General features: G+C 61.8%; 13 protein-coding genes and 1 pseudogene. 10 read left to right on the top strand and 4 right to left on the bottom strand.

What is annotated here, in order from left to right:
* The first annotated feature begins 591 nt into the window (after positions 1–591).
* The 6 genes from AC0ZT5_RS27395 to AC0ZT5_RS27370 all read left to right on the top strand — a co-directional run bounded on the left by AC0ZT5_RS27395 (position 592) and on the right by AC0ZT5_RS27370 (position 7,844).
* The gene (locus AC0ZT5_RS27395) at positions 592–2,742 is read left to right on the top strand and encodes an alpha/beta fold hydrolase (RefSeq protein ID WP_488498975.1); all 2,151 of its coding nucleotides are present in this window, start codon (positions 592–594) and stop codon (positions 2,740–2,742) included.
* A 112-nt stretch (positions 2,743–2,854) separates the two neighbouring features.
* Entirely contained in the window at positions 2,855–3,148 is a 294-nt protein-coding gene (locus AC0ZT5_RS27390) for a GYD domain-containing protein (protein ID WP_142869763.1), read from the top strand.
* A 256-nt stretch (positions 3,149–3,404) separates the two neighbouring features.
* Positions 3,405–5,141 carry an adenylate/guanylate cyclase domain-containing protein gene (locus tag AC0ZT5_RS27385; protein WP_488498974.1) on the top strand — a complete coding sequence of 579 codons (1,737 nt, stop codon included), beginning with the start codon at positions 3,405–3,407 and terminating at the stop codon, positions 5,139–5,141.
* Positions 5,142–5,302: 161 nt separating this feature from the next.
* Positions 5,303–6,220: a ketopantoate reductase family protein gene (locus AC0ZT5_RS27380; protein WP_488498973.1), complete on the top strand. Its 918-nt coding sequence runs from the start codon at positions 5,303–5,305 to the stop codon at positions 6,218–6,220.
* Between the two features lie 33 nt (positions 6,221–6,253).
* Positions 6,254–6,994, top strand: a complete 741-nt coding sequence (locus AC0ZT5_RS27375) for a class I SAM-dependent methyltransferase (RefSeq protein ID WP_488498972.1) — start codon at positions 6,254–6,256, stop codon at positions 6,992–6,994.
* 121 nt (positions 6,995–7,115) lie between these two features.
* Complete coding sequence (locus AC0ZT5_RS27370) at positions 7,116–7,844, top strand: GNAT family N-acetyltransferase (protein ID WP_488498971.1); 729 nt, start codon at positions 7,116–7,118, stop codon at positions 7,842–7,844.
* Positions 7,845–7,904: 60 nt separating this feature from the next.
* On the opposite strand, the gene AC0ZT5_RS27365 is transcribed toward AC0ZT5_RS27370, so the two are convergent.
* Both AC0ZT5_RS27365 and AC0ZT5_RS27360 read right to left on the bottom strand, forming a co-directional pair.
* Positions 7,905–9,041: an alpha-hydroxy acid oxidase gene (locus AC0ZT5_RS27365; RefSeq protein WP_488498970.1), complete on the bottom strand. Its 1,137-nt coding sequence runs from the start codon at positions 9,039–9,041 to the stop codon at positions 7,905–7,907.
* Positions 8,992–10,551: an amidase gene (locus AC0ZT5_RS27360; RefSeq protein ID WP_488498969.1), complete on the bottom strand. Its 1,560-nt coding sequence runs from the start codon at positions 10,549–10,551 to the stop codon at positions 8,992–8,994. Before AC0ZT5_RS27360 ends, AC0ZT5_RS27365 begins: the two co-directional genes overlap by 50 nt.
* Positions 10,552–10,660: 109 nt before the next feature.
* Between AC0ZT5_RS27360 and AC0ZT5_RS27355 the strand changes: the two genes are divergently transcribed.
* On the top strand, positions 10,661–11,359 hold the full coding sequence (locus AC0ZT5_RS27355; protein ID WP_184872102.1) for a GntR family transcriptional regulator: 699 nt from the start codon (positions 10,661–10,663) through the stop codon (positions 11,357–11,359).
* 347 nt (positions 11,360–11,706) lie between these two features.
* Positions 11,707–11,808 (top strand): annotated as a pseudogene (locus tag AC0ZT5_RS27350) (IS481 family transposase); the annotation flags it as partial.
* Between the two features lie 26 nt (positions 11,809–11,834).
* Here the strand turns inward: AC0ZT5_RS27350 and AC0ZT5_RS27345 are convergent.
* Positions 11,835–12,044, bottom strand: a complete 210-nt coding sequence (locus AC0ZT5_RS27345; protein ID WP_095088617.1) for a hypothetical protein — start codon at positions 12,042–12,044, stop codon at positions 11,835–11,837.
* 111 nt (positions 12,045–12,155) lie between these two features.
* Positions 12,156–12,926, bottom strand: coding sequence for an SDR family NAD(P)-dependent oxidoreductase (locus tag AC0ZT5_RS27340; protein WP_488498968.1), 771 nt, complete (start codon positions 12,924–12,926; stop codon positions 12,156–12,158).
* A gap of 430 nt (positions 12,927–13,356) precedes the next feature.
* Between AC0ZT5_RS27340 and metH the strand changes: the two genes are divergently transcribed.
* Positions 13,357–17,166 (top strand): methionine synthase, encoded by a 3,810-nt coding sequence (gene metH, locus AC0ZT5_RS27335; protein WP_488498967.1) that lies wholly within the window; start codon positions 13,357–13,359, stop codon positions 17,164–17,166.
* 178 nt (positions 17,167–17,344) lie between these two features.
* Positions 17,345–18,739: a multicopper oxidase family protein gene (locus AC0ZT5_RS27330; protein ID WP_488498966.1), complete on the top strand. Its 1,395-nt coding sequence runs from the start codon at positions 17,345–17,347 to the stop codon at positions 18,737–18,739.
* The last annotated feature ends 75 nt before the right edge of the window (positions 18,740–18,814 follow it).

Here is an 18,814-nt window from a genome sequence, read left to right as displayed (position 1 = left end):
TCGGCCCTTTTTGGAGTGCAGGACAGGGGCTACGAACACGCCTTGGGCCTGGTTACAGGACGGCTCACAAGGCACTGCCAGGCGCTGTCGCTGCTCATCATCATGAGCGCGTTGTTGCACAGCTCCGGCGTGGGATCGCTGGACCGCTGAATGATGCTGACCCGGTTAGCGACGGTGAGTTCTCGGCGCTCCGACGGGAGCGACCAAGCGCCTGAGAAAGTCCCTCCCGGCATCTGCTATCAGCACACATGCGCGGATCGTCGCGGTCCGAAGATCGAACGAGCGGACCATTGATTCTCGGCCAGCCCGCTGCTTCTCAAGATAGCGCGCGAGTGCAATTTCGTGGCGTTGCGGCGCAACCGCATTCCACAGCCGCGGGTTCTGCCCGGGATCATCATGCCAGATGGGCCACTCATTCGGGTGCAGCATAGCATCCTCCTCCTGAGGCAAGGGCTGCCTCGTCCGGGCAATCTCGTCCCCGCCCGTGAGAATTGCGTTGGAACCCGCGTGATGAATTCGTGAAAAGCGTCACGCCGGCAAAATCGCGATTGAAATAGGGGCAGGTAGGGGAAATGATTGCCGGTGGGAGCTATGGCTGTGGCGGATTCGATGACGCACCCTCATCTCTGTCTGCTCGGTGGTTTCGATTTTGCCAACGATGCAGCGACGGTTCCGCTCCTCGGCCGCAAGGCGCGTGCCATGATAGCTTACCTGGCCCTCCAGTCCGGACGCTCGCAATCGCGCGAGAAACTCGCTTCCCTTTTGTGGGGTTGCAACAGCGAGTCCCAGGCCCGGACGAACCTGCGGCAGGCCTTGTCTGCCGTCAGGAAGGCCACTCACGCATCAGGGGGCGGGAGGTTCCTCACCGAGGGCGACACCATCAGCCTCAATCTCGACGATCTCGATTTCGATGTCGCGCGGTTCGAGGCGCTGGCTGCGGGCTCCGCCCCCGAGCAGCTCGAGCAGGCGCTTGCTGTCTATCGTGGCGACCTCCTCGACGGCTTCGATCTCAAGGAGGAGCCGTTCGAAGACTGGCTGAGGTTCGAGCGCGAGCGATTGAGGGCAATCTCCATAGCTGTGCTGGAGAAGCTCGTCGCACACCATTCCGCGACAAGCGATCTTGCATCATGCGTGCGGGCGGCCACGCGCTTACTAGCTTTTGAACCCCTACGGGAAGACATTCACCGCGCCTTGATGCGGGCCTATGCAGCCCAGGGTCGCGTCAACCTCGCCCTGAAGCAATATGAGCGCTGCCGCGATGCCTTGCAGCGGCAGCTCGGCTTGCAGCCCGAGCACGAAACCCGGAAGCTGTATGACGACCTTCGGGCGCGCCGCATGACACCGGACGCGGCTTTTCCAGCGCCCGGAGTTTCACCTTCGCAACAGACGCGATCCCAAGCCGATAGGCGTCCGGATTTCTCTGGCCAGCCCATCAGCCCGCCGACGCACTACGTCAAGTCGGCGGGGATCAACATCGCTTATCAGGTGACCGGCGACGGGCCGATCGACCTGATTTATGTGCCTGGATGGGTCTCCAACCTCGACCTTTCCTGGTCATCGCCGCGGCTGGCGCATGTACTCCGGCGCCTCGGCAGCTTCTGCCGCCTGATCCGCATGGACAAGCGCGGCACGGGGCTATCCGACCGCAATGTCGGTCTGCCGACGATGGAAGAGCGGATGGAAGACGTGCGGGCAGTGCTGGATGCGGTCGGTTCGAAGCGTACGGTTCTGTTCGGCAGCTCCGAGGGCGGCCCCATGTGCATGCTGTTCGCAGCGACCTATCCCGAGCGCACGGCGGCGCTCGTGCTCAACGGAGCCTATGCCAGCGGCAGATGGTCGAACGATTACCCCTGGGCGAGAACAAGCGAGCAGGTGGAACAAGATCTGGCGGTCGTCGAGCGAGAGTGGGGAGAGCCGGCGGACATGAGCAACGCGGCGCCCAGCCTGATGAACGACAGTTTCGAGAGAGAATGGTTCGCCGCCTACCTCAGGAATTCAGCCTCTCCCGCCGACGCGATAGCGCTCTGGCGCTGGGGAACCGAAATCGACGTTCGCGATATTCTGCCGGCCATTCACGTTCCGACGCTCATCGCTCAGACGACGGGCGACCGCTGGGTAAAGCAGGAAGAAGGACGCTACCTGGCAACGCATATCGAAGGTGCCCGATACATCGAGCTTGCCGGCCGGGACCACGTGATCTGGGGAGAGAATTCCGATCGACTCGTGGACGAGATCCAGGCTTTTGTCACCGGCGCTTTGCCGGCGGTGCCGGGCAAGCGGCTCCTGGTGTCGGTGCTGTCCGTAGAGATAGAAGGCCCTTCCTCTGGTGCCGGCACGGATCTGATTGAGCGACACGCCGAAGAGATCCGTAGCGATCTGCTCGGCGCCGAAGGCAGGCGGATCAGACGCACGGCAAGCGGATTTGTTGCCGTATTCCAAGGCCCGACGCGATCGATCCAGTGCGCGATCGCGATCCGTCAACGCCTGAAGCAATCCGGTCTCGATGTCCGCTCGGCAGTCCATACCGGCGAATGCGAGGAGCGCGGCGATGATTTCACCGGGATGGCGATCGAGCTGTCATCGCGGCTGCTCGATCATGCGCGGCCAGGCGAGATCATTGCCTCGCGGACGGTTCGTGATCTCGTGGTTGGCTCCGGCCTGATGTTTGAAGAGCGCGGCGATACGGAACTTGCCGGGCTTCCCGGGAGCTTGCAGCTTTTCTCCGTCGGTGGGCCAGCCTGACGGCGATGATCCTTGACGCAAGTGGTTCGCGCACCTGACTCGTGGTATCGTCGTTGCGGGAGACGGCGGACGCGCCGTGAGTGCCCGCCCGCTCCCACAATGGGAGGAAAAAATGGCTTACTACGTATTGCTCTCAAATTTCACAGATCAAGGCATCAAGAGCATAAAGGATACCCAGAAGCGCGCGGAGGCCTTCAAGGCGATGGCCAGCAAGAACGGCATCAAGGTTCACACCTTGTTGTGGACGCTTGGCCAGCATGATGTCGTGGCGATTGCAGAAGCCGACGACGACATTGCTGCGACCGCACTAGCCTTGTCGATCGCATCGCTAGGTAACATCAGAACCCAGACATTGAGGGCGTTCGACGCCGCGGATATGGCCAAGATAATGGCAAAGATGGCCTGACCGCCACTCTGCCGTGAACGGGCGATCGAAGCCCGCTGGCGAGGGGAACGGCGGCCTCGCTCATATCCTTGAAGAGAAAACCCTGGGACGAGGCCAGGGTTTTTTATGAGTGCGGTTCAACTCGATATTTTGGTCTAATCGCAACCGTAGCCAGCCGCATAGCGGCTACCTTGAAGCCATTGCTGTTCGGATTGCGGGTCGTACTTGAAGCTGCGAAGATTGGGCGTTCGCTTAGCGATGTACTGGAAGGCATCTTATGCCAGTTGTTCGGGTGGAGCGGCGGCTCGCTGCGATCATGGCCGCCGACATCGTGGCCTATTCACGCCTGATCGAAGTAGATGAGGCCCGTACACTCGCGTCGATCAGGACCCTTCGCTCCCAAGTGGTAGACCCGCTGATCGCAGACCATAGGGGCCGCGTTGCCAAACTAATGGGCGACGGCGCAATCGTTGAGTTTGGCTCCGTTGTTGAGGCCGTGGCCTGTGCCGTCGCAATGCAGGAAGGGATGGCGGAGCATCAGCGGGAGGTCCCGCCCGAGAGCCGCATCGTGTTCCGCATCGGCATCAACGTCGGTGACGTTGTCGTGGAGGACGGTGACCTGCTCGGGGATGGCGTCAACATCGCGGCACGGCTTGAGGCACTGGCGGAGCCTGGGGGCATTTGCATTGCCGATGCGGTGCAGAAGCAGCTGGCCGGCAAGATTGACTTCGCCTTTGAAGACACCGGCGAGCGCAAGCTGAAGAACATCGCGCAGCCGGTCCGCGTTTGGTGCTGGTCCAAGGGATCGGCACCGCCTGCCGCCGGTGCGCCGCTATCCTTGCCCGACAGACCCTCAATCGCAGTGCTTCCGTTCGACAATCTGAGCGGGCAGCCGGAGGAGACGTACTTCAGCGACGGCATCACCGAAGACATCGTCACCGGGCTGGCGCACTTCCGCTCGCTGTTCGTGATTGCCCGCAACTCCTCCTTCGCCTTTCGCGGCAAGTCGATCGACCTTGCCGAGATCGGCCGGCGGCTTGGGGTGTCCTATCTTCTCGAAGGCAGCGTGCGGCGCGCCGGAGCGCGCGTGCGGATCACTGCGCAGCTCATCGAGGCGGCGACCGGCGCGCATCTTTGGGCCGAACGCTATGACCGCGGCCTCGACGACGTCTTCACGGTGCAGGACGAAGTTGCGCAGACCATTGTGTCGACGCTGGTTGGGCGAATTGAAGATGCGACACTTCAGCAATCGCTCCGGAAGCCGACAACCAGCCTTGCCGCCTACGACTGCTTGCTGCGGGGCATGGCCCACTTTCGGAGTGACACGGATGCCAATCGGCAAGCGCTTGAGATGTTCGAGAAGGCGGTGGCCCTCGACGCGCGGTATGCCGTGGCGCATTCGTATCGTGCATTCGTGAAGGTGGCACAGCACGGTCACGCCGCCGCACCGGCCGAGGTGCTGGACGCGGCGTTCAACGAGGCTAAGCACGCGATCGCACTCGACCCTCTGGAGAGCCGTTGCCACCGCATACTGTCGACCATCTGTCTCTACCGTCGTGAATACGACATGGCCGAGCAATATCTCCGCCGGGCATTCGACCTCAATCCCAATGATGCAGACGGACTGATCATGAAGGGCCGCTTGCTGGCCTTTCGTGGCAGGCCGGAAGAAGCACTGGTTTGCTTGGAAGCTGCTGGTCGCCTGAACCCACTACACTTTCGCTGGTACGATGTTCACTTCGGCATCGCCCTTTATTCGCTTCGGCGCTTTGCAGAGGCCGCTCAGGCGTTCAAAAAAATGCCCCTGCCAAGCTCGTGGTCGAGTGCACGGTTGGCGGCCTGCTACGCCCAGCTCGAACGGACCGAAGCGGCACAGGCAGCAGTGGCGGAGGTCCTGCGCTTGCAGCCTGATTTCTCTACGGCTGAATACATGCGCGAGAGCGTCCTCCTTGAACACGCCGAAGACCGGGAGCTTCTCCGTGAAGGGCTCATCAAGGCCGGATTGCCGGCGTGACGGGCGGTGAAGTAGCCGAGGACCCGTCGTGATCGCTTGCCGTCGCACTCGAACCCCGTCGGCTGGCCTTGTATTCAAGTAAATGCTAATAGACATCGGGCCGGCGGATGCCGTTCCAGCTTCGCTCGGCCCATGGCGGCAGCTGATGTCGAGGGGGACGCATGCGGATCGCAATGATCGGGGCGGGCGGCATCGGCGGCTATCTCGGCGCAAGGCTCGCCGAGGCGGGGGGCGACGTCAGCTTCATCGCTCGCGGTGCCCACTTGCAGGCAATGCGCCGGGACGGCCTGCGAATTCAAAGCGATATCGGCAACGTCTTTCTCCCCAATGTGTCCGCGAGCGACGCGCCGGCCGACATCGGTCCCGTCGATCTCGTGATTTTCGCGGTGAAGCTCTACGACAGTGAGAAGGCCGCCGCCGCGCTCGGACCGCTCATCGGCAGGAATACGCGTGTCGTGACGTTGCAGAACGGCATCGACGGCGTCGAGATTCTAGGCCGCCATGTTCCCGGCGACCAGGTGATTGGCGGCGCCACCTACTTGTCCGCATTCATCAAACAGCCGGGAGAAGTCGTCCACGCTGGCGGGCTGCGTCACATCCTGGTCGGCGGGCACCGCGAGCCTCTCATCAAGGACCTTCAGGCGCTCTGCGATCGTGCTGTTGGGCTTGAGCTGAAGCCGGTTGCCGACATCGACAATGTGCTGTGGGAGAAGTTCGTGACACTCGCGGCCTTTTCCGGAGGAACGTCGCTCATGCGCTCTGGGATCGGTCGGATCCTCGACGACCCCGAGGCTCGTATCTTCATCGAGCAACTGCGCGACGAGGGGATGGCGGTCGCGGCCGCGGCCGGTCATCCCATGGCCGAGGGGTTCGAAGGGCGCGTTGTGACCAGGTGGACCGCATTCCCACCGCACGTAAAATCGTCGATGGCCAACGACCTCGAAAGGGGCAAGCCAATCGAGGTCGCCTGGCTGTCCGGGCGCATGCACGAATTGGGCATCAGGTTCGGTGTTGCGACCCCCGGCCACACGGCGGTCTTCCGCGCCCTGCATCTCTACGCAGAGGGTGCAGCTCCGTAGCGGCGCCCCGTCAACGTTCCTTGGGAGGATATCATGGCCAGTTCGTCGAGCGAGAGCATGCCGGTGGCGACCGTTAACGAGGCTACCGGCTCCCAGGACATGTTCAACAAGGAGCTGGAGACGTACCGCAGGATCGTGGCCACAAACCTCATGTTCCACCGCGAGGTCTACGGGCTCCTGCGCGATGTGCTCGTTGAGCATGCACCAGGGTCGTTTCGATTCCTTGACGTGGCGTGCGGCGATGCCGCTGCCTCTGCCGCGATGCTGAAGACGTCCGCGATCGGCGGCTATGTCGGCATCGACCTGTCGGAAGCGTCGCTAGCGCTTGCCGCTCGCGCGCTCGAAGGGCTCCCATGCCCGGTCGAGCTGCGCTGCGGCGATTTCGCGCAAGCGATGGCGAACTGGTCGGAACCCGTCGACGTAATCTGGATCGGTATGTCGCTGCACCATCTGCCGACCGAGGGCAAGGCGAAGCTGATGCGGCACGCCCGCAGGGCCTTGGGCGGCGTGGGCCTGTTCGTCATCTGGGAGCCGGCCCTGTTCGAGGGAGAAGATCGCGCCGCCTGGCTCGCCCGCTTCTCGTTGCTGCGAGACAAATGGTCGGCCGTTTCCGACGAGGAATTCTCTTCCATGGAACGGCATATGCTACTGGCCGATTTCCCTGAAACCGCCGACACTTGGCTCGGCATGGGGCGGGATGCCGGGTTTCGCCGCGCCGAGGAGATCTTCATGATGCCGAACAGAATGGGCAGGGTATTCCGCTACTGGAACTAGAGCAGTTTACCGTTTCACGGAAACGGCGAACGGCTCTAACTCTTTGTTTTGACGCAATTCCGGACGGAAAACCGTTTCACACTTTTCCTGGAATTGCTCTAGCCAGTGCGTCGGGGCGACCATGTCATCAGATCTGAAACCGGGTGAGATCCCGCCGGGCGACGCTCCGGTTCCCGCCGCCGTCGTGCTGGTCGGCCGCTGGGGCCGCCTGCGCCCGCTCGACGCCGGGCGAGACGCATCCTGTCTCTACCCGCTGTCGCATGACGAGCACACGAATGCCACTTGGGTCGACATGAAGGTTGGCCCGTTCGCCAGTGAGCAAGCGTTCGCCGACCACGTCGCCGAACTGGTGGCCGACAAGAAACGCGCCTTCTTTGCCGTCGCCGGCCTCGACGACAAGCCGCTGGGGTGGCTCTGCCTCATGGAAGCAAGACCCGCCCATCATGTCGTCGAGCTCGGCTATGTGCTCTACACGCCGCCGCTGCAACGCACACGGCTCGCCACCGAGGCGCTCTACCTGATCCTGCGCCATGTCTTCGACGATCTTGGCTACCGGCGCCTCGAATGGACCTGCACCTCGACCAACCTGCGCTCGCGCAAGGCGGCCGATCGGCTCGGCTTTGTCTATGAGGGCACGCTGCGCCAGGGCCTGTTCCTGAAGGGCAAACCTTGCGACATCTGCGTCTATTCGATGCTTTCCAGCGAATGGCCAGCCCATCGCTCAGCTTTTGAGGCCTGGCTTGATCCCGGAAATTTCGACGCCGAGCGGCAGCTTCGCTCGGTTGCCGAGATCAGGAGCGGCCTCGGCGCTAAAGGTTATGCTAGCGAAAGCGTATCATGCAGCGCCTAGTCCTCTAGCATCTTTTGCCCGGCGGCAACAGACCGGCCTGTTCGCTTTCGTTACAGCCAACTAGGCCAGTATTCGGCGATCTATTTCATCAACGCGGACAACCCCGGTCAGGCCCATTGTCACTTCGAATTCTTTACCGATGAGATCGATGGCCTTGGCGACGCCTTGTTCGCCGGCAGCACCCAGACCGTGAACATAGGCCCGGCCGATCATGCACGCCTTTGCCCCAAGAGCCAACGCTCGCATGACGTCTTGGCCGGAGCGAACGCCTCCATCTACCAGAACCTCAAGGTCGGCCCCCACCGCATCCGCAATTTCGGGCAGCACAGAGATCGTTGACCTGCCGCCGTCAAGTTGACGTCCCCCATGGTTCGAAACCACTAGGCCATGCGCCCCAATTTTCGCCAGGTCACGCGCATCCCTGGCGTCGCCGATGCCTTTAATGATCAGTTTTCCAGGCCATATGCTTCGAACCCACTCCACGTCCTTCAAAGTTGGGCTCGTATTGAATTGCTCATTCATCCAGGCGGCAAGCGATTCCATTTTCGAGTTGCCGGATTGTCCGGCGAGATTTCCGAACGTTTTCCTCTTGCTGCGCATTACGCTGGAAACCCATGCTGGCTTGCTCGCAAAGTCGACGAATTTGCCGAAAGTCCACCTCGGCGGCACCGTCATGCCGTTCTTGATATCGGCATGGCGTTGCGCCAACACAGGCAAGTCTACCGTCAAGACAATTGCGTCGCATTTCACGGCAATCGCGCGTTCTACGAGCGATTTGACGAAGCCGCGGTCCTTTAACAAACTCAGCTGAAACCAGAAGGGCTTTTTGACAGCACCTGCAACATCCTCCATCGAGCAGATGGACATGATCGATAATGTAAAGGGGATGCCCGCCGCCTGCGCCGCGCGACACGCGTGGATCTCTCCATCGGCATATTGAAGCCCTCCCAAGCCGACAGGCGCCAGAACCAGCGGCATTGAAATTGCCTCGCCCAGGAGCACGGTAGACGTGCTCCTCTTGGATACGTCGACGAGGACCCGCTGCCGTAATTTGATGTTTTCGAAATCCGCTCGATTCGCATGCAAGGTCTGCTCGCTATACGAACCGCGGTCGACATAGTCGAAAAATGCTTTTGGCACCCTTTTCTTATGAAGCTGCCGGAGATCTTCGATACAAGTGATCGTTTTTGAGTTCATGTCTTTTTCCTCCGCTCGACTGAGAAGGACTGTCCATCCACCCGACAAGTTCCATCACCTGCATGGCCGCACTCAATACGTCCGCATCGGCCCCCCTTGCACCGACAATCTGAAACCCGATCGGAAGTCCTCTATTTGTTAGACCAATTGGCACAGAACATGCGGGCTGCTTACTGAGGTTTATGGGAAAGTTGAAACATGCCCACTCGGTCCATTCCTGATAGATGGATCCAGGCGGAACATCGTGCATGAGCGGAAACGCCGCGACCGGCGTGGTCGGTGAGATCACCAAATCGTAGATCCTGAGAAGCTGATCCATTTCGGCGCCGAAGGCCGAACGCTGTAACAACGCTTCCGCGTACTCAGATGCTGAGAATCGTCCACCGATTTCCGCTGCACGAAGCAAACCTGGGTCCATTTGAAACCGGTCTTTCTCGGCGATCTTGGACACCCTGTTTGCCGCACCTGCAAACCAGAGGATGTTGAACGTCGCCAATATGTTTCCACCCGGCAGGGTGATCGGCTCGACTGCTGCGCCCGCCTCCTCCAGCAGGCGGGCGACGCGAACGACTGCAGCGAGGATTTCTGGGGCGACTTCGCCAACGATCGGTGTTGACCATAGGCCGATCCGCAAACCCCGCCATTCCCGCTGCCGGCTGAGCACCGCAGATGCAAATTCTATTGCAGGCTGGTTCCAGTCCCGGGCGTCGCGGACCGTCATGGCGTCGAGCATCAGCGTGGCATCCTCGACCGTGCGAGCGATCGGTCCTAGGTGACCGAGAGTGCCGAACGCGCTCGGCGGATAATATGGCACTCGGCCAAAGCTCGGCTTGTGGCCGACTACCCCGGTGAAGGCGGCAGGTATCCGCACTGACCCGCCCCCGTCTGTGCCGAGATGCAGGTTCCCACAACCGGTGCGCGCGGCAACAGCCGCGCCTCCGGACGATCCGCCGCATGTCAACGCCGGGTTCCATGGGTTCGACGTCGCTCCGAACATCGGACTATCGGTGACTGCCTTCCAGCCGAACTCAGGCGTTGTAGTCGCCCCTACCAACAAGACGCCTTTCGCTCGCAGTGCTGCGACGGAAGGCGCATCAGCTTGAGAACGCGCACCAGCAGTTACCCCACTGCCAAAGCGGGTGGGCCAGTTCTTGACCGTCATCAAATCCTTGATCGTAGCTGGAATTCCGTCGAGGGGGCCAAGCGCCGCCCCGTCTAGCCATCTGCGCTCGGATGCTTTGGCGGCGGCTATCGCCCCCTCATCGTCCAGGAGGGCAAAGGCATTGAACCGTGCGTTGATGCTCGCCGCTCTGGTGAGCACGGCCTGGACGACGTCGACAGGGGATGCCTGTCTCTTCAGATAGAGGCCAGCAAGCTCGGAGGCAGTAAGCCGGCACAAGATATCAGCGTCCAAAATCGTCGCGGCACCACCGTGTCGAACATCTGTACCGTTTTCAGTACCGGCAGGGTCGTCTTTCATCTCTCCGACCATGTCGATGACCTGGGTCAAAGCTGAAATTTTTGTAACATTTCACCGATATTTCTTCTAGCGCCTAACGACCGAATGTGTCAAGTGTGTCCGATCGACGGGCTCCACTGCGGCCAACCACGGTTGAACGATGAACAACGAAGGTATTTTCGCATTGCCGGCGCGGCGACGTTTGACCGACGAGGCCTACGACCTCATCAAAAACGATGTGATCCTGTGTAGATTGAAGCCCGGGGCTGACGTCACCGAAGCGGGACTGGCCAGCCACTATGGACTCGGTCTGGCACCCATACGCTCAGCTCTGTCGAGACTTAGCCAGGAAGGGCTGGTCAACACCGTCCCGCGACGCGGCTACATCATTGCTCCGGTCAGTGGCAGGACGGCGAACGACGTCTTCGACCTTAGGGTACTGCTTGAACCTGCCGCGGCACGGGCAGCCGCGGGGCGTGTCGATGAGAAGATGCTTCGCACGCTGGGGGCCGGCCCCTTCCTTCGGGACAATGCGCCAGACGATCTGCAATTCCTGAGAAACAACAGAGACTTTCACGTTGCGATCGCCCGGGCGTCCGGAAACGAGCGGATGGTCCGGGTCATTGAGTCTTTGCTCGATGAAATGCAACGATTGCTTCACATCGGATTGTTCTCCAACCGAGATCGGCGGCGTCTGCTGCTGGACCATGAGCTTCAACGACAACAGCATGAGGAATTGATCGACGCGCTTGTGGCAGGAGACCCCAAGGCATCGGAGGATGCGGCCCTGCGGCATGTGCAGCATAGCCGTGAACTCGTCATGAACGCCCTTGGCAACATCCTTTCCGTCACGCTGTGAACCGCCGACGCCGATAGGCGTGATCGCGGGCGCGTGTATCTCTCTAACGCGACAATCGGCAACCAGTTCGTCTTGCGGGCATGCTTCGTCAATCACCGGACGACAGACAACGATGTGCTCGAAATAGTGTCCGAAGTGATTGCGGCGGCCGGCGAACTGAACAGTTGAGGTGCGGTCGGCGTCTCATCCTGAAGGTCTTGCCAGTAGCCGGTTCGAGGCGCTTCCGGCATGCGCCCGATTTATGCCAGGTGTTTGATCCCTGGCTTTGATCGGGCATCATTGTCGTCCTAATCAACGGATGTGCTATGGGCCAAGTTCTTCATGGGAGCGCCACGACGACATAGGCGATCCGCCGAGCGATACAACATAGTCAAGAGAGCCTGAGGACACTGGCCAAACGCTACCGGATCAAACCGGAAGACGGCTCGAAGTGGAAGACGCGGACGTCGGAAGGTCCCGAATTCACAGTGCCGCGTCACCGACCAAGCGGCTGCCGTGACAAGGCGAGGAGCTCGGCCTCGTCGGTGATTCCGGCCATATAGTTGGCGATAATGCGGGAGGCCAGCGCTTCTCGGCTGGCATCAGAGTCGCCCTCGCGCTTTGCCTGGTCGAAGACACGCCCAAGAAGTCCCATCTCGGACGGTGTGAAGTTGCCCGCCTCTTTGAGCTTGCGATTGATGGACATGCCGCCTTCCTTCCTTTCGAAAAGTATACGCGCATCTCACGCAAAAAGGACGGACTGAACGAGCGACAGCTTCGATTGCGCCCTTTTTGATTTCGCTCACAACGCGCGATCTTACGCCACCGACCAGCCGCCATCGACCAGAATATTGGCGCCGGTGATCATCGAGGCTGCGGGCGAGGCCAGGAACACGACGGTTCCTGCGACATCGATCGGATCGCCGATGCGGCCGAGCGGAATGTGCCCCAAGACATGGGCGTGAAATGCCGGCTCGGCGAGGGACGGCCGCGTGCCGTCGGTCCAGATGAAGGTCGGCGCCACGCTGTTGACGGCGATCTTGTGCTGCGCCCATTCGGCGGCCAGGCAACGCGTCAAATGGTTGATCGCCGCCTTGCTCATGCAGTAGATCGCCTCGCCCTTCAGCGTCACCGTGCCGGCCTGCGAGCTGATGTTGATGATGCGCCCGGATTTCTGCGCGATCATCAGCCTTCCGACCGCCTGGGTGGTGAAGAACGTACCCTTGAGGTTGACGTTCACCGTCAGGTCGAAATCCTCCTCGGTGACGTTTTCGGCCAGGTTTTCCGGCCCAAGCCCGACATTGTTGACCAGCACGTCGATGCGGCCGAAGGCAGTGTGCGCCTCGGCGACAGCGGCCCGTACCGTGGCGAGGTCGGTCAAATCCATCTGCACGGGAAGCGCTCGCCTGCCCAAGCTCTCTATCCCGGCGACAAGCTCCGCGCCGTCGGCCTTGCTGCGCACGCCGACGATCATGTCGGCCCCCGACCCGGCACAGGCCAGCGCACAGGCGCGGCCGATGCCGCGCGAGGCGCCGGTGACCAGCGCCACCTTACCGGCCAGATCGAACTTTGGTGTGAACTCTGTCATTGCAACCTCCCCTGAAAGGCTCTGTCTTCTTGAGCATGATCTCTAGCGAATCCGGATTGCGGTTTTCGGGATCATGCTCCAGGCCGAAACCGTCGCGGATGGTGACGGCCCTCTTTGCAGAACACTATCCGGTCGCCGCTTGAAAGCCAGCCGGCATCTGGGCTCACGACAAGAACACCGCTTGCCCCCGGACTTGACAGCCTGTGCGACGTGCTGACCGATCTCGGCGCCGCCCGCAATGAGAAGGCGATGGTTCAGAAAAAAATCTCGCTGAGGCTCAAGCCTTGCTGGCTGGACTGCACTGAGGCAACGATTGCCCTCGGGAACCAGGCGATTGCCACGACGCGTGACATCGTTGATCGTCTGGCGTATATTGACATAAAGATATCCTTATGTGACATGAATTGGCTTGTCGCCAGAGGGATAAAAAATGTCGCAGAATTCTGCATCGCTGGACGCATTGTTCGGCCCCGTTGCGGCAAAGCCCGACGGTTCGGAAGTGCTTGCGGCGCTGACGGCGGCAGCACGCGAACGCATCCTTATCCTCGACGGCGCCATGGGCACGCAGATCCAGGGCCTCGGCTTCGACGAGGGCCAGTTTCGCGGGGAGGCCTTCGCCGGCTGCGCCTGCCATCAGCAAGGCAATAACGACCTTTTGATCCTGACCCAGCCCGGGGCGATCGAGGAAATCCACTATCAGTACGCCATATCAGGCGCCGACATCCTCGAGACCAACACCTTCTCCTCGACCTCGATCGCCCAGGCTGATTACGGCATGGAGGATGCTGTTTATGCGCTGAACCGCGACGGCGCGCGGCTGGTGCGCCGCGCAGCGCTGAGGGCGCAGCAGCAGGACGGCAAACGCCGTTTCGTCGCCGGCGCGCTGGGGCCGACCAACCGAACGGCGTCGATGTCGCCTGACGTCAACAATCCCGGCTATCGCGCCGTGACTTTCGACGATCTGCGCCTCGCCTATGGCGAACAGTTGCGCGGGTTGATCGACGGCGGCGCCGACATCATCCTGATCGAGACCATCTTCGACACGCTGAACGCCAAGGCGGCGATCTTCGCCTGCAACGAGATCTTCATCGAGAAAGGCGTGCACCTGCCGGTGATGATCTCCGGCACGATCACCGACCTGTCCGGCCGCACGCTGTCCGGCCAGACGCCGACCGCCTTCTGGCATTCTGTGCGTCACGCCAGCCCGTTCACCATCGGCCTCAACTGCGCGCTCGGTGCCAAGGCCATGCGCGCGCATCTGGCCGAGATTTCGGACGTCGCCAACACTTTCACCTGCGCCTATCCGAATGCTGGCCTGCCCAATGAATTCGGCCGATATGACGAGAGCCCGGAATTCATGGCGGCGCAGATCGAGGATTTCGCCCGCGAAGGGCTGGTCAATGTGGTCGGCGGCTGCTGCGGCTCGACGCCGGATCACATCCGGGCGATCGCCGAGGCGGTGCGGAAATATCCGCCGCGCGCCCTCCCGGAGATCAAGCCGAAGATGCGCCTGTCCGGGCTGGAGCCGTTCACGCTGACCGACGAGATTGCGTTCGTCAATGTCGGCGAGCGGACCAATGTCACGGGGTCGGCCAAGTTCCGCAAGCTGATCACGGCGGGCGACTATGCCGCCGCGCTGGACGTGGCGCGCGACCAGGTCGCCAACGGCGCCCAGATCATCGACATCAACATGGACGAGGGGCTGATCGATTCGAAGAAGGCGATGGTCAGTTACCTCAACCTGATCGCCGCCGAGCCGGACATCGCCCGCGTCCCGGTGATGGTCGACAGTTCGAAATGGGAGATCATCGAGGCTGGCCTGAAATGCGTTCAGGGCAAGCCGCTGGTCAACTCCATCTCGATGAAGGAGGGCGAGGAGGCGTTCCTGCATCATGCCAGGCTGGTGCGCGCCTATGGCGCGGCGATGGTCGTCATGGCCTTCGATGAGGAAGGCCAGGCCGACACCAAAGCGCGCAAGGTCGAGATCTGCACCCGCGCCTACAAGCTCCTGACCGAGCAAGCCGGCTTTCCGCCGGAAGACATCGTCTTCGATCCGAATGTCTTCGCCGTCGCCACCGGTATTGAGGAGCACGACAATTACGGCGTCGACTTCATCGAGGCGACCGGCGAGATCACCGCGACGCTGCCGCACGTCCATATTTCCGGCGGCGTGTCGAACCTCTCCTTCTCGTTCCGCGGCAACGAGCCGGTGCGCGAGGCGATGCATGCCGTGTTCCTCTACCACGCGATCCAGCGCGGCATGGACATGGGCATCGTCAACGCCGGCCAGCTTGCGGTCTACGACACGATCGAGCCCGAACTGCGCGAGGCTTGCGAGGATGTCGTGCTCAACCGCGCGCCCAGGGCCGGCGGCACCGCCACCGAACGCATGCTGGAGATCGCCGAACGCTTCAAGGGCACGGCGGGCCAGGAAGCCAGGGAGCGCGATCTCGCGTGGCGCGAATTGCCGGTCGAGCAGCGGATCAGCCATGCGCTGGTCAACGGCATCACAGAGTTCATCGATGCCGATACCGAGGAAGCGCGGCTGGCGGCCGAGCGCCCGTTGCATGTCATCGAAGGCCCGCTGATGGCCGGCATGAATGTCGTCGGCGACCTGTTCGGCGCGGGAAAAATGTTCCTGCCGCAAGTGGTGAAGTCCGCGCGGGTGATGAAACAAGCTGTTGCAGGGCTATTGCCGCACATGGAGGCCGAGAAGCTGGCGAACGCCGCCAACGGCATCGACAATGGCGAGCGCCGGACGGCGGGAAAAATCCTGATGGCGACGGTGAAGGGCGATGTCCATGACATCGGCAAGAACATCGTCGGCGTCGTTCTCGCTTGCAACAACTACGAGATCATCGATCTCGGCGTCATGGTGCCGGCGGCCAAGATCCTGCAGACGGCGCGCGAGCAGCACGTCGATATCATAGGCTTGTCCGGCCTGATCACTCCGTCGCTCGACGAGATGGTGCACATGGCCGCCGAGATGGAGCGCGAAGGCCTCGACATCCCTCTGCTGATCGGCGGCGCGACGACCAGCCGCGTGCACACGGCGGTGAAGATCCATCCGCGCTACGCCAGGGGCCAGACAGTCTACGTCACCGACGCCAGCCGGGCGGTCGGCGTGGTCTCGTCCTTGCTGTCGAACGAGACCAAGGGCGGCTATGTCGACGCGGTGCGCGCCGAATACCAGAAGGTCGCCGATGCGCATGCCCGCTCCGAAGCCGACAAGCTGCGGCTGCCGCTGGCCAAGGCGAGAGCCAACGCGCACCGGATCGACTGGTCGAGCTGCGAGCCGCCAAAGCCGTCCTTCTCAGGCGTGAAGGTTTTTGAAAACTGGGACCTCGCCGAACTCGCGCGTTACATCGACTGGACGCCATTCTTCCAGACCTGGGAGTTGAAGGGGCGTTATCCCAAGATACTCGAGGACGAGGCGCAGGGTCCCGCTGCTCGCCAGCTGTTCGAGGATGCGCAGGCAATGCTGAAGAAGATCATTGCCGAAAAATGGTTCGCGCCACGCGGCGTCATCGGCTTCTGGCCGGCCAACGCCGTCGGCGACGACATCAAACTGTTCACGGACGAAGCACGCTCGCAGGAACTGGCGACCTTCTTCACCTTGCGCCAGCAGCTGACCAAGCGCGACGGCAAGGCCAATGTCGCGCTGTCGGATTTCGTTGCCCCGTCGGACAGCGGCAAGCCCGATTATGTCGGCGGCTTCATCGTCACCGCCGGCATCGAGGAGGTGGCGATCGCCGAGCGGTTCGAGCGGGCGAACGACGACTATTCCTCGATCATGGTCAAGGCGCTGGCCGACCGCTTCGCCGAGGCCTACGCCGAGCGCATGCATGAGAAGGTGCGCCAGGAGTTCTGGGGCTACGCGGCAGACGAGAATCTGGCGCCAGACGAACTGATCGGCGAGCCCTATCGCGGCATCCGTCCGGCGCCCGGCTATCCGGCGCAACCGGACCACACCGAGAAGGCGACGCTGTTCCGGCTGCTCGACGGCGAAGGCAATGCCGGGGTGAGCCTGACCGAAAGCTATGCGATGTGGCCGGGCTCGTCTGTGTCGGGGATCTATCTGTCGCATCCCGAAAGCTATTATTTCGGCGTCGCCAAGGTCGAACGCGACCAGGTCGAGGACTATGCACGCCGCAAGGCCATGCCGTTGGCCGAGGTCGAGCGCTGGCTCGGACCCATCCTCAACTATGTTCCGGCGCACCATGCCGAGGCGGCTGAATAGCGCGGCAAGCTCTGTCGCCTTTTCGCTCTGACAGTCCGTGTGAACGCGACTCAGGCGCAGGTGTTTTGACCCTGGTTCACGCTGTGCCGTCAACAGAATTTGCTCTGGTTGCCGGCTTGTGATCCATGGCGTGGCGGTTACACCTTCGGGGTAGCCGTCTTTGCAGTTGGAGCGCCAAATGACTGTACTCACACGCCGCAGGCTTTTGAAAACGGCAGCGATTGCCGGCGCCGGCGGGGTAGGGCTCTCGGCCATGGGCCGGTTTGCTGGCTGGGCCGCTACCGGGCCTAAGCCGGTGGTGCTGCAGACGGCCAAAATCCAGGCGAAGCTGATGGATGTCGGCCAGACCAGGGATGTGCTGACTTATGGCAATGCCGGAATGCCGCCGGTACTCAGGATGAAAAAGGGCGAGCCCTTCGCCGCACGGCTTGTCAATGCGATCGACGATCCGACGACGATCCACTGGCACGGCATCCGCGTGCCGAACAAGATGGATGGCGTGCCGTTCCTGGTCCAGCCCTATGTCTATACTGGCGATCATTTCGACTACGCCTTCACGCCGCCCGACGCCGGCACCTTCTGGTACCACCCGCACTGCAACACGCTGACCCAGATGGGCCACGGCCTGACGGGCGTGATCGTGGTCGAAAACCCCGGCGATCCGAAATTCGATGCCGAGACGGTCCTCAATCTGCGCGACTGGCGGCTCGGCGACGACGCCCAGTTCATCGACCAGTTCCGGCCGCGCGATGCCGCAAGAACAGGCACATACGGCACCGTACGCACCGCTAATTGGCTCGATCAGCCGCAATATGACGCGCCGGCCGGCGGGCTGGTGCGGCTCAGGGTCGCCATCACCGACGTCACGCGGATCCATGCTTTTCTTGTCGACGGGGCGGAGGCGACAGTCATGTCGCTCGACGGCAATCCGGTGCCGCAGCGTTTTTCACCCGATGCTCTGCTGCTTGGACCCGGCCAACGCATGGAACTGGCCATCCGCATGCCCGACGACGAGGGCGCGATTGTCAGCCTGCGAGACGTCAGGGGCACCAAGCCCAAGGTGCTCGCGACCCTGCGCGCCACTGGAGGCTCGCTCAAGCGCGACATTCGCGATGTTCCCCCGCTCGAGGTCAATCCGGTGGCCGAGGTGGATCTTACCACCGCCCAGCATATTTCGCTGGCGCTCAGCGCCACGGCGGAAAACGTCCCGAGCGATGGCATCTGCGGTTCGCTTGGCTATAGTTTCTGGGCCATCAACAAGGTGCCGTGGCCAGGCGATACGCCCGATCCAACCGCGCCGCTGGCCGAACTGAAGCTCGGCAAAAGCTATGTCATCGACATGGAGAACCTGACGCCGCAATCCCATCCGATGCATCTGCACGGCATGAGCTTCAAGGTGTTGTCGTCCTCGACGCGCCAGGTTCAGCCGCTGATTTCGGACACCTATCTGATCCAACCCAACGAGAAGGTGAGCCTGGGCGTCGTCGCCGACAATCTCGGCGAGTGGCTGCTGCACTGCCACATCATCGAGCACCAGAAATCGGGAATGACAAGCTATGTCAGGGTGGTCTGAACCCGGTTTCAATGCTCGGAGATGGATGGGAGGGCTGCTCTAACACTGCATTGACGAGCGAGAAATTGCCGCCGG

The organism is Mesorhizobium sp. CNPSo 4670 (assembly GCF_057784235.1).
This window is presented reverse-complemented; position numbering and strand designations above follow the sequence as displayed.

Coding starts and splice junctions, on each gene's coding strand:
- AC0ZT5_RS27390 (WP_142869763.1), top strand. CDS start 2,855: ATGGCTTACTACGTATTGCTCTCAAATTTCACAGATCAAGGCATCAAG.
- AC0ZT5_RS27385 (WP_488498974.1), top strand. CDS start 3,405: ATGCCAGTTGTTCGGGTGGAGCGGCGGCTCGCTGCGATCATGGCCGCC.
- AC0ZT5_RS27355 (WP_184872102.1), top strand. CDS start 10,661: ATGAACAACGAAGGTATTTTCGCATTGCCGGCGCGGCGACGTTTGACC.
- AC0ZT5_RS27330 (WP_488498966.1), top strand. CDS start 17,345: ATGACTGTACTCACACGCCGCAGGCTTTTGAAAACGGCAGCGATTGCC.
- AC0ZT5_RS27380 (WP_488498973.1), top strand. CDS start 5,303: ATGCGGATCGCAATGATCGGGGCGGGCGGCATCGGCGGCTATCTCGGC.
- AC0ZT5_RS27370 (WP_488498971.1), top strand. CDS start 7,116: ATGTCATCAGATCTGAAACCGGGTGAGATCCCGCCGGGCGACGCTCCG.
- AC0ZT5_RS27345 (WP_095088617.1), bottom strand. CDS start 12,044: ATGTCCATCAATCGCAAGCTCAAAGAGGCGGGCAACTTCACACCGTCC.
- metH (WP_488498967.1), top strand. CDS start 13,357: ATGTCGCAGAATTCTGCATCGCTGGACGCATTGTTCGGCCCCGTTGCG.
- AC0ZT5_RS27375 (WP_488498972.1), top strand. CDS start 6,254: ATGGCCAGTTCGTCGAGCGAGAGCATGCCGGTGGCGACCGTTAACGAG.
- AC0ZT5_RS27365 (WP_488498970.1), bottom strand. CDS start 9,041: ATGAACTCAAAAACGATCACTTGTATCGAAGATCTCCGGCAGCTTCAT.
- AC0ZT5_RS27340 (WP_488498968.1), bottom strand. CDS start 12,926: ATGACAGAGTTCACACCAAAGTTCGATCTGGCCGGTAAGGTGGCGCTG.
- AC0ZT5_RS27395 (WP_488498975.1), top strand. CDS start 592: ATGGCTGTGGCGGATTCGATGACGCACCCTCATCTCTGTCTGCTCGGT.